The sequence below is a fragment of the Streptomyces sp. NPDC005811 genome (genome assembly GCF_040630405.1).
Classification (GTDB): Bacteria; Actinomycetota; Actinomycetes; order Streptomycetales; family Streptomycetaceae; genus Streptomyces.
On record NZ_JBEXXK010000002.1, the window covers coordinates 348,818 to 359,775 of the forward strand.

The window sequence follows — 10,958 nt, forward strand, 5'->3', positions numbered from 1 at the left end:
GGACGCATGACTGCCGTTCTGTTCGACTTCTCCGGGACCCTCTTCCGGATCGAGTCCGCCGAGGCCTGGTTTCGTGCCGTGCTGGAGGAGGCCGGGACCGGACTGCCGGAGGGAGAAGTGACGGCCACGGCGCGGGCGCTGGAGCTGGCCGGGGCGCTGCCGGGCGGGGCGGCTCCGGGGCGGGTGCCCGAGGAGGTGGCCGGGGTGTGGCGGGTGCGGGACGAGAGCGCCGCGGCGCACCGGGCGGCGTACACCGGGCTCTCCCGTCAGGTGGTGCTGCCGGACCCGGAGCTGCACGACGCGCTGTACGAGCGGCACATGACCCCGGCGGCCTGGGCGCCGTACCCCGACGCCCTCGATGTGCTGAGCGGGCTGCGGGAGTCGGGGATCGGGGTGGGCGTGGTCAGCAACATCGGCTGGGATCTGCGGCCGGTGTTCCGTGCGCACGGGCTGGACCGGTTCGTCGACGCGTATGTGCTGTCGTACGAGCACGGCGTGCAGAAGCCGGACCCCCGGCTGTTCGCGCTGGCCTGCGAGGCGCTCGGGGTCGATCCGCGCGCGGCCCTGATGGTCGGGGACGACCGGCGGGCGGACGGCGGGGCGGCGGCGCTGGGCTGCGCGGTGCACTTCGTGGACCATCTCCCGGCGGCCGAACGCCCGGACGGACTACGCCCGGTCCTGGACCTGGTGGGCCACGGCGGGAAAGCGGGTGGGCGGTAGCCGCTGGGCACCAACCGGCCCGGCCGGCGGCCAGCCGGGCCGAGCAGCGGCCAGCCACGCCGACCGGCGCGTGGCCGAGCCAGGCGCCAAGTAGCCGGGCCGGGTGGCGGAAGCCAGGCCGGACGGCGGCGGCCGAACCGGGCGGCGGAAGCCGGACCGATGGCGGCGAGCTGGGCCGAGCGCCAGTCAGCCGGCCCGGACACGGAAGCCAAGCCGTTGACGGAGGCCGGACCGGGTGGCGGAAGCCGGGCCGGTGGCGGGGGCCGGGCAAAGCGGCAGGCAGCCCGGCCAGACAGCGGAAGCCAGGCCGTTGGCGGGCGCCCGGACAGAGGGGCGCGTGGCCGAGCCAGGCGGCTAGTAGCCGGGCCGGACTGCGGAACCAGGTCGGGTGGCGGGGGGCCGGACCGAGGAGGGAAGCCCGGCCGGAGGCGGTGGCCGGACAGGGTGGCGGAAGCCGGGCCGGACCGGGCGACAATGGTCAGTTGGGCGACGGTGGCCGGTTGGGTGGCGGAACCCGGACCGGTGGCGGCGAGCCGGGCCAGGCGGCAGGCAGCCCGGCCGGACACGGAAGTCAGGCCGGACGGGCGCAAGCCGGGCCGGAAGGCGCAAGCCAGGCCGGAAAGCAGAAGCCGACCCAAGCTGCGATAGCCAGGTCAGGCGATGGTGGCCGGACCGCGTGACGGTGGCCGGACCGGGTGACGGTGGCCGGCTGGGTGCCGTTGGCGTGGGCCCGAGGTCCGGAGGCCGTGGCCGGGTCGGCGGCCGCGCGGGCCCGCGTCGGCAGGGCCGGAGAACCGCGGCCGACCCCCCGCACCCCCACAGGTCGGTAGCCCGAGGCCACCATCGGGGCGGAGGCGCGCCCACTCTGGACGATCCCCCGCGTCGCCCAGAGCGGGCCGCAGCCCGGAACCGCTCCGTGCGGAGTCGTCCGGGATGCCCTGAGTATAGTTGGCTGATAGCCAGTCAACGCAGGAGTTACAGGATGTCCCCGCGCAGCGCCTCGGTCAATGAAGAATTGCGGCGGCGTTCGCGGGAGCGGCTGTTGCAGGCGGCCCTGGAGCTGGTGGGCGAGCGCGGGTACGAGGCGACGACGCTCGGCGACATCGCGGACCGGGCGGGTTCGGCGCGCGGTCTGGTGTCCTACTACTTCCCCGGCAAGCGGCAGTTGGTCCAGTCGGCGGTGCACCGGCTGATGCACCGTACGCTCGAGGAGGCCCTGGAGCGGGAGCCGTGCACCGAGGACGGCCGGGAGCGGATGGCGCGGGCCATCGACGCGATCCTCGGACTGGCCCGGGACCGTACGGTGCTGATGCGCCAGCACATGGCCGGCCTGCTCCAGGCCGAGGGGTTCGTGCAGTGCCCTGAGCAGCAGCGGCTGGCCGAGCTGCTGCGGGAGACGTCCCTCCGGCACGGCTCGCAGGACGTCGACCACGACTATCCGATGCTGCGTTCGCAGCTCATGGGCGCCGTGTACGCGCTCGTGCTGCCCAACGTGCCTTTGCCGCTGGCCACGTTGCGTGCCGAGCTGTTCGAACGCTACCGGCTGGACTGGGAGTCGGGGGTCCCGCCGGGCGCCGAGGCGCCCGGCGGGAGGTGTGCGGCGGATCTGTCGCGCTTCTTCGCGACGGAGCCGTCCGCGGGGGATCAGTCGAAGTAGTCCGGCTGGGTCTGGACGTTGAGCTCCCGCAGGTGGATCCGCTTGGCCGGATCCGTACGCCGGTCACTGAGCTTCAGCACGTCGAAGCCCTTGGCGATGTCGTTGGAGTAGATGTAGCCGTTGTAGTAGTACGCCGACCACGCGCCGCCCACCGACAGCGCCGTCGTGCTCAGCGGGCCGCGCTCGAACCAGGCGATCTCCTTCGGGGCGGAGGAGTCGGTGAAGTCCCAGACGGAGACGCCGCCCTGGTACCAGGCCTGGACCATGATGTCCTTGCCCTTGACCGGGATCAGCGAGCCGTTGTGGGCGACACAGTTCTCCGTGTCCGCCTGGTGGCGCGGGATCTTGTAGTAGCTGCGGAAGACGAGCTTGCGCTTGTCGCCCTTGCCGACGATGTCGTAGATGCCGTCGGCGCCGCGGTTCGGGCCGATCGCCGCGTTGCAGGTGGCCGCTCCGCCGCCGCCCAGCTCGTCGGTGAAGACGACCTTGTTCGCCTTCTGGTTGAAGGTCGCCGAGTGCCAGAACGCGAAGTTCACGTTGTCCTGGACCTGATCAATGACCTTGGGGTTCTCCGGGTCCTTGATGGAGAAGAGGATGCCGTCGCCCATGCAGGCGCCGGCCGCGAGGTCCTTCTCCGGGAGCACCGTGATGTCGTGGCAGCCGGTGGTCTTGGAGACGCCCGGGTTGGTGGGCGAGCCGGGGTTGCCGCCGCCGTCCGGGCCCTCGCCCGGGAAGAGGACGGGGAAGTTCACGACCGCCGCCGTCTCGGGCGCCTTGCGCGGCACCTTGATGACGGAGATGCCGTCGTGCGGGGGCTGGCAGTCGGGGTAGGTGGCGCTCGGCGAGTACGAGGAGACGTAGATGTACACGTTCTTGCGCTCGGGCACCAGGGAGTGGGTGTGCGAGCCGCAGGCGGTCTCGACGGCGGCGACGTACTTGGGGTTCTTCTTGTCGCTGATGTCGAAGACCTTCATGCCCTCCCAGGAGGACTTCTCGGTCGCGGGCTGGGTGGTGCTGTTGCAACTGCTGTCGCTGCGCGAGGAGTCGGTGGAGAGGAAGAGCAGGTCCCCGGAGACGGAGATGTCGTTCTGCGAGCCGGGGCAGAGCACCTGGGAGACGGTCTTCGGGGACTTCGGGTTGCTGATGTCGAAGATGCGGAAGCCGTCGTAGTTGCCGGCGAAGGCGTACTTGCCCTGGAAGGCGAGGTCCGAATTGGTTCCGGACAGCGCGCCCTTGGGGATGTTGGTGAGGTGCTCGATGTTGTCGGAGTGGACGATCTCGTCCTGTCCGGGTATCTCGCCGTCCGCGATCGCGGCGGCGGCTCCGGCCTGGGCGCTTCGGGAGATCTCGCGCTCCGCGGCCGGTGCGTCCCCCGGGTCGGGGGTGGCGGCGGCCGGGACCGCCGTGAGCAGCGCGGCCAGGAGCCCGGTACAGGCGGCGGCGACGCCCAGCCGTCTGCGCCGCGTTCGGGGATCGTTCGACAGGGTCACTGCGTCCTCCCTCGTTGCCGTTCCTGTGGAACGGATCACGGTTCCCTGAAGTATCGTCTTCATCATGCACATATCAAAGGCTGGCAACGTACTCGTCATGAATCTTTCCGGTCAGTAGTGCGAAGATCCGAAGGACGCGTCCCGCCGGAGCCCGAGGTGGACGGTCCAGGTCCCCAACCCGCCTGCCCCAGGAGGTCGTTGTGCCCCACCGCCGCGCATCCCTCGCCGCCGCGGCCGCGCTGCTCGTGCTCGCCCTCGCGGGCTGCGACTCCGGCACGCAGGACACGTCGAGCGCGGCGAGCGGCCCTGCGGTGATCGCGCCGGGCAAGCCGGGCGAGGGCAACCGGACGCTCTCCGCCCAGGAGGCGGCCGAGCAGCGGGCCGAGGACGACTCCCCCAACTCGGCGGACGTGTCGTACGCCCGGATGATGATCCGGCACCACGCCCAGGCCCTGGAGATGACCGAACTCGTCCCGGAGCGGGCCGAGTCGGCCGATGTCGAGCGCCTCGCGCTGCGGATCGCGGCCGCACAGGGGCCGGAGATCGAGGCGATGAAGGCCTGGCTCGGGTCGTACGACAAGGCCGAGACCGGCAGTCCGCACGACCACGCCGCCATGCCCGGCATGGCGAGCGAGGCCCAGCTGAAGAAGCTGCGCGCGGCGCACGGGAAGGCCTTCGACACCCTCTTCCTCAGCCTGATGATCACGCATCACGAGGGTGCGATCACCATGGCCACCGAGGTCAAGGCGCAGGGCAACAACCTGCGGATCGAGGAGATGGCGGACGACGTCGTGGCGCAGCAGACGAGCGAGATCACCCGGATGCGGCAGATGGGCTGACCGGGAGAGGACCTCCCGGTCCCCGCTCAGCGTTTCGCGTGACGTGGTGTCAGATAGCCCGCGTCCCGCGCCTGGGCGATCAGGCGCAGGGACCCGCGGCGGCTGTGCCCCGTCGCGGACATCACCGCGAGGACGGGGTCCACGCCCTGCCACTGGGCCGCACGGTACTCCTGGGCGACGAGCCGGCGCCCCTCGCTCCCGCGCGGCCAGGCCGGGCGGGCGCGTCGGGCGCCGCCCGGCGATGCGGCGCCCTCCCCGTCCTCCCCGCTCTCCGCCCCGGTACCTCCCGCGCAGCCGTCGAGGAGCGGGCCCTCGATCCAGTCCGCGAGCTCCGTCAGGTCGACGAGGGACAGGGGCGGCCGGGCATGGACGTCCTCGAAGGACACACAGCCCCCGGACACCACGGCCAGCAGGTCCACCCCGGCCCCGTCGGCGAAGGCGAGCCGGACGTCGAACCAGGTCACGGCGGGGTCGCCGTTCTCCCGCAGCTCCCACGCCGGCCGCACGGACACGGTCCCGTCCTCGGCGGAACGATCAGAAAGATTAAGGAAAGATGCTTCTAGCACACACGCAACGTAACCGCATGATCACTTTCCATACGAACGGACACGCGCGCGGCTCGCGGTGACGGCACCCTGTCAGCGGAGCATCCGCGGTGCGATGCTGGAGGCACCAGCGCTCTCCTCCGTCGCACGGGTGTCGTGCGGGTAAGGGGTCACGCCGTGCTGCGTGTCGCCGTGGTCGGTTCCGGGCCGAGCGGGGTCTACACCGCCCAGAGCCTCGTCCAGCAGGATCCCGAGGTGCGGGTCGACGTGCTGGACCGGCTGCCCTGCCCGTACGGCCTGGTGCGGTACGGCGTGGCGCCCGACCACGAGAAGATCAAGTCGCTCCAGCGGAACCTGCGCACGGTGCTGGAGCACGAGCGGGTGCGGTTCCTCGGCGGGGTCGAGGTCGGCGCGGGCGGGGTACCGGTATCCCGGCTGCGCGAGCTGTACCACGCGGTGGTGTACTGCGTGGGCGCGGCGGCCGACCGCCGGCTGGGCATCCCGGGCGAGGAGCTGCCGGGCAGCTGGTCGGCGACGGAGTTCGTCTCCTGGTACAGCGCGCATCCGGACGCGGCGGGCGAGGGCTTTCTGCGGGGTGTCCGCTCCGCGGTCGTGGTGGGTGTGGGGAACGTCGCGGTGGACGTCACCCGGATCCTGGCGCGCGGCGCGGCCGAGCTGAGCCCCACCGACATGCCCGAGGCCGCGCTGACCGCGTTGGCCGCGAGCGGGGTCACGGACATCCACACGGTGGGCCGGCGCGGCCCCTCCCAGGCCCGCTTCACCACCAAGGAGCTGAGGGAACTCGGCGCACTGCCGGACACGGACGTACTGGTGGACTCGGCGGAGCTGGCGCTCGACCCGGCGTACGGCGACCCGTCCGGGCTGCCCGCGGCACAGCGCCGCAATGTGGAGGTGCTGCGCGGCTGGACGGCCCTGCCCCCACGGGAGGCACGGCGGCGGATCCGGCTCCGCTTCTTCCTGCGGCCGGTCGAACTGCTGGCCGTCGGGGGCCGGGTGGGCGGGGTGCGGTTCGAGCGGACCGTGCCCGACGGCCGGGGCGGGGTGACGGGCACCGGCCGCCACGAGGTGGTCGAGGCGCAGTTGGTGCTGCGGTCGGTGGGCTATCGCGGGGTGCCGCTGGAAGGGCTGCCGTTCGACGGCGCGCGGGGCACGGTGCCGCATGCGGCCGGGCGGGTGGTGCGCGCGGGCGCGGCGGCGCCGGGCGAGTACGTGGCGGGCTGGATCAAGCGGGGGCCGACCGGGGTCATCGGCACCAACCGGCCGTGCGCGAAGGAGACGGTGACCTCGCTGCTGGCGGACGCCTCGCTGCTCGTACGGAAGCCGGTGCCGGAGGATGTGCTGCCGTCGCTGCGGGCGGCGGGGGCCGAGCCGGTCGGGTGGCGGGGGTGGCTGGCGATCGAGCGGGCCGAGGCGGAGCTGGGGGCCTCGCTGGGGCGGGGCGTGGTGAAACTGCCGGACTGGGCGGCGTTGCGGACGGCCGCGGGCCGGGCAGAGATCGCTGACGATTACACGCAGCGGCAACACCTCGGAAATCAACAATCTGTTTAATCCCCGTACCGTCCCGTGCTGTTCGGATGTCGCCCCGCTCAGGAGTGCCCATGGCCACGACCGCACCCGTTCACCCCGTCGACGAGGTGCCCCCCGTACGGCAGTTGGCCGCCTTCGGACTTCAGCATGTGCTCGCGATGTACGCCGGCGCGGTGGCCGTGCCGCTGATCGTGGGCGGGGCGATGAAGATGTCGCCCGCCGATCTGGCGTATCTGATCACGGCCGATCTGCTGGTGTGCGGCATCGCCACGCTGATCCAGTGCGTCGGGTTCTGGCGCTTCGGCGTACGGCTGCCGATCATGCAGGGCTGTACGTTCGCCGCCGTGTCGCCGATGGTGCTGATCGGGACGACGGGCGGCGGACTGCCCGCGATCTACGGCTCGGTGATCGTCGCGGGGCTCGCGATCGTCCTGCTGGCCCCGGTGTTCGGCCGGCTGCTGCGGTTCTTCCCTCCCCTGGTCACCGGCACGGTGATCCTGATCATCGGTCTCTCGCTGCTGCCGGTGGCCGGCAACTGGGCGGCGGGCGGCGTCGGTTCACAGGATTTCGGGGAGCCGAAGAACCTCGCGCTGGCCGCGTTCGTCCTCGCCGTGGTGCTGGGGGTGCAGCGGTTCGCACCCGCCTTCCTGAGCCGGATCGCGGTGCTGATCGGCATCGTGGTGGGGCTCGCGGTCGCGGTGCCGTTCGGCTTCACCGACTTCGGCGGGGTACGGGACGCCGACTGGCTGGGGATCAGCACGCCGTTCCATTTCGGGGCGCCCTCCTTCGAGGTCTCGGCGATCGTGTCGATGCTGGTGGTGGCGCTGGTGACCATGTGTGTTCGGTTACACCATGATCCCTAAAAATCATCCGCTTGCCGCCTGACCAGCGCGAACTTCAAGGCCCCTGCCCCCGGCGGAGGGCTTCGTCATGGGAGAAACCATGTCCGAGGCCACCTGGACGGCCGATCTGCGCGGAACCTTGGAGGCCGTCACCGAGCGAGCCGCGGTCAGCGGCGCCAGCCTCACCGAGGCCGGGATGGATCTCGTCCTGGTCCACAATGAGGCCGCCTACCAGCGCGGCCTCATGGCCGGGCGCAGCCAGTCCGGCTACGCCGCCCGCCGCACGACGACGGAGGAGGGCTGATGGTCTGCCCGTTCTGCAAGAGGGCCTATCCCTGCATCCGTCCTCCCCGGAGGAGGCCGTGGACCTGCCGATCACACACAAGGTGATCATCCTGGCCGCCCTCGTGGCGGCCTTCGTCATGAACGGGGTGCCGCATTGGCGGATCCGATCAAGCGCCTCAAGAAGGCACTCCCGAGCCGTGGTCGGCTTCCGGCCCCAGGAACCGACCCATACGGTCACCCTGGGGTTTTTCCACGCCCCACTGAAGTCAGCGACGAAGATCGCTTCAGAGCCGCTCTGGCGCAGCCGTTCACGCAAGCCCGAGAGGCCGTCCAGCACCTCGCCTGGGACACCAAGAGCGGCACTGGCCGGGGCCGGTTCATGCTCCAGCTCGCTGACCCGAGCATACGGCGCGTCTACCTCGTCCACCGTGGTCAGTGCCCGACATCAAATGCCCAGGTCAGGGACTCCCGTGTGCTCCCGTGTGCTCTCGTCTGTGAGAAATGCGTGAGACGAGGTGAGACGAAGAGCTACCTGGTCGCGCTGAATCCTGGCAGGTCGCCGGTGCGGTGGAACGCCCCGCTCCGACCGGCCCTGCGCAGAACTCCGGCCGGCCGGGTGGCTTGCCCGTCGAGGCACCGGAGGCTGGGCGGATCTCCACCCAGCCTTCTATCGGTGCCACCGAGAGCCCGATGCCGAGCGACTGAAACGCTGCGTCGTCGGCGACCTGACGGGCCTGGACGTGCTGCTGCGTGGCGCCTCGCGGGCGTGATGGCCACCTCAGGGGCCTTCCGCCTTGGCGCAGTCACCGACTGCTTCCCGGCCGCCGCCAGCGATGCGGCCCCATCGCGACGGGGCGATCGCCGCCTTCACCGCACATACCGCTACGCCGAGCGGCCTGCTCGACGCGGAGCCGCCCTTGGCCTGGGTCCCGTTTCCCCAAGTTCCCGACTACCGCCATACAACGCGCGGCCAGCTCAACTACGCCGTTCCCGAGGACCTGCAACTGCAACACCGCATCCACCGCTACAACGCAGACAGCAGCCTCCAACACGGTGACATCACCGCCCTCGCCCTCGACGTCTTTCTGCGAGCCCAGGGCTACCCACCAGAACTCACGCAAGAGGGCCCGAAGTGATGCCGTACGGGCGGCAGCACACTGCGGAGAGCCGTACGATGCACCGGCAGGGTGCTCATAGGCTCCCAGTCAGAGATCGGGGCAGATCTAAGTACTGCCAAGCGGGCATCGGAAGGGTGAAAGGCGTATGACAGCGAACGCCGAGCACCTGAAAGCCCTGGTGCGCGCGCACGCCGAAGCCGATGACGATCGCTTCTACAGCGTGGCTCTGCAGGTTGCCGCGAAGTCTGCCCGGCAGGGGCAGGGAAAGTTCGCTCTAGAGCTGCGAGAACTGGTCGAGACCGTACGGCGCAAACAGGGCACCGCCGGCGGCCAGCGGTCTGCGACGCCGGTAGTGCAACCTCGCGGTGAGCTGTCGAATCTGCTGACCGCCGGATATCCCGATACCCAGCTGGACGACATGACGCTGGACGCAGGGCTGCGGGCATCGCTCGACCGGGTGCTTCACGAACAGCGTCAGCGAGCCCGGCTGGAACGGTTCGGGTTCACTCCGGTGCATCGCATCCTGTTGTCGGGACCTCCTGGCACGGGCAAGAGTATGACGGCCGCCGCGTTGGCGGGAGAGCTGAAACTGCCGTTGTTCACCATCCGCCTGGATGGTCTGATCAGCCGTTTCATGGGCGAGACGGCTGCGAAGCTCCGCTTGGTCTTCGATGCCGTGGCTCAGACGAGAGCGGTCTATCTGTTCGATGAGTTCGATGCGCTGGGTGCCGAGCGGGCTGCGGGCAACGATGTCGGCGAGGCTCGAAGGATCTTGAATTCGTTCCTGCTGTTCCTGGACGAAGCCCCCTCGGAAAGCTTGGTCGTGGCCGGCACGAACCACCATCAGCTCCTGGACCGTGCACTGTTCCGCCGCTTCGACATGATCGCCACATACGGTCCTCCCACTCCGGACCAGGCCATTCAGGTAATGCGCAGACGGCTAGCTGGGATGGACACCAGCACAGTACGGTGGGGCACCGTGACAGATAGTGCATCTGGATTGAGTCACGCCGAGCTGGTCAAAGCGGCGGAAGCAGCAGCCAAGCAAGCCATTCTGACCGAGCGCGATGCGGTCGACGAAGAGCTGCTGCTGGAAGCGCTGACCGAGCGGCACGCATCCCACCATGCCTGACAGATCCGTGCCCGGGAGGTCGACTCCCCACCTGGTGGTCCCGTGGCGGGCCGAAACGCTGATCCCACGGCCCGAGCCCTCGGGCGGAGGCGGACCAGAACTGGTGAACCGTGAGGACCGGCTCGGCCACTCAACCGCTCTGGTGACCGGCTTGGAAACGGCTGAGCAGGAATCGGCGCAGCTCGTCCAGGAGACAGCCGCGGCCCTCCAGCCCGATGGTTTCGCCGTGCGGATCAAGGCTGCGCGTGATCACCCGCTTTTGCTCGAACGTCTCGACGGGGCGGGTCTGACGCTGATGAGCAGCCACCCGCAAACGGAAGACGAGCCGCAGGATGCGTTGGTATGGGTGCCCTTCGACAAGGTTGCCTCGTTCACGGAGCGGATTGCCGCCTTCACCGAGGACACAGAAGGGGGCCATCCCCAGCAGGCCGCGCTGGTCGCCAACATGGAGCAGATCCACCGGGCGGTGCTGGAGAATCTGTGGCAGGAGCAGCAGGAGTTCCCGTCGCTGGATGAGGAGCGGTGGTGGGAGCTGTGGTTCGACCCGCGGATCTCACCGACAGATCCTCTCATCACTTTGCGGGCCGTGGCCCAGGAGCGGCAGTGGCGGATCAGCGGGCGGGCGATCCAAGTAGGTGAACGCCTTGTCGCGCATGTCGCGGCGACCGGGCAGCAGCTGACCGCCCTGCTCTCTTGAAAATGGCCTGAGTTGATGCGCGTTGGTAGAGGTCAAGCGGTCTCTTCTCGCGGGGTGACGGTGATGTCGAGGCCGAGGGCGGCGA

Annotated in this window: 10 protein-coding genes and 1 pseudogene; 9 read left to right on the forward strand and 2 right to left on the reverse strand. The window is 70.2% G+C overall.

Annotated elements, in window-relative coordinates; translation table 11 throughout:
* The first annotated feature begins 6 nt into the window (after window positions 1-6).
* Both ABZ490_RS03600 and ABZ490_RS03605 read left to right on the forward strand, forming a co-directional pair.
* Window positions 7-720, forward strand: a complete 714-nt coding sequence (locus ABZ490_RS03600) for an HAD-IA family hydrolase (RefSeq protein WP_358983567.1) — start codon at window positions 7-9, stop codon at window positions 718-720.
* Window positions 721-1,702: 982 nt separating this feature from the next.
* Entirely contained in the window at window positions 1,703-2,377 is a 675-nt protein-coding gene (locus tag ABZ490_RS03605) for a helix-turn-helix domain-containing protein (RefSeq protein ID WP_358983569.1), read from the forward strand.
* Here ABZ490_RS03605 and ABZ490_RS03610 read toward each other — a convergent pair.
* A complete protein-coding gene (locus ABZ490_RS03610; protein WP_358983572.1) occupies window positions 2,365-3,867 on the reverse strand; it encodes a hypothetical protein in 1,503 nt (500 codons plus the stop codon). The genes ABZ490_RS03605 and ABZ490_RS03610 overlap by 13 nt on opposite strands.
* Window positions 3,868-4,067: 200 nt before the next feature.
* On the opposite strand from ABZ490_RS03610, the gene ABZ490_RS03615 reads away from it, so the two are divergent.
* The gene (locus ABZ490_RS03615) at window positions 4,068-4,706 is read left to right on the forward strand and encodes a DUF305 domain-containing protein (protein WP_358983575.1); all 639 of its coding nucleotides are present in this window, start codon (window positions 4,068-4,070) and stop codon (window positions 4,704-4,706) included.
* Between the two features lie 26 nt (window positions 4,707-4,732).
* Here the strand turns inward: ABZ490_RS03615 and ABZ490_RS03620 are convergent, their stop codons facing one another.
* Window positions 4,733-5,218 carry a DUF6214 family protein gene (locus ABZ490_RS03620; protein ID WP_358983577.1) on the reverse strand — a complete coding sequence of 162 codons (486 nt, stop codon included), beginning with the start codon at window positions 5,216-5,218 and terminating at the stop codon, window positions 4,733-4,735.
* Window positions 5,219-5,428: 210 nt separating this feature from the next.
* On the opposite strand from ABZ490_RS03620, the gene ABZ490_RS03625 reads away from it, so the two are divergent.
* From ABZ490_RS03625 to ABZ490_RS03650, 6 genes and pseudogenes are all read left to right on the forward strand, one after another.
* Window positions 5,429-6,820 carry an FAD-dependent oxidoreductase gene (locus ABZ490_RS03625; protein WP_358983579.1) on the forward strand — a complete coding sequence of 464 codons (1,392 nt, stop codon included), beginning with the start codon at window positions 5,429-5,431 and terminating at the stop codon, window positions 6,818-6,820.
* A 50-nt stretch (window positions 6,821-6,870) separates the two neighbouring features.
* Window positions 6,871-7,635: pseudogene (locus ABZ490_RS03630) on the forward strand (solute carrier family 23 protein); the annotation flags it as partial.
* Between the two features lie 106 nt (window positions 7,636-7,741).
* Window positions 7,742-7,945 (forward strand): hypothetical protein, encoded by a 204-nt coding sequence (locus tag ABZ490_RS03635; RefSeq protein ID WP_358983581.1) that lies wholly within the window; start codon window positions 7,742-7,744, stop codon window positions 7,943-7,945.
* Window positions 7,946-8,720: 775 nt separating this feature from the next.
* A complete protein-coding gene (locus ABZ490_RS03640; protein ID WP_358983583.1) occupies window positions 8,721-9,062 on the forward strand; it encodes a hypothetical protein in 342 nt (113 codons plus the stop codon).
* 127 nt (window positions 9,063-9,189) lie between these two features.
* Window positions 9,190-10,176, forward strand: a complete 987-nt coding sequence (locus ABZ490_RS03645; RefSeq protein ID WP_358983584.1) for an ATP-binding protein — start codon at window positions 9,190-9,192, stop codon at window positions 10,174-10,176.
* Window positions 10,177-10,279: 103 nt separating this feature from the next.
* On the forward strand, window positions 10,280-10,873 hold the full coding sequence (locus ABZ490_RS03650; RefSeq protein WP_358983586.1) for a hypothetical protein: 594 nt from the start codon (window positions 10,280-10,282) through the stop codon (window positions 10,871-10,873).
* Window positions 10,874-10,958 lie beyond the last annotated feature (85 nt).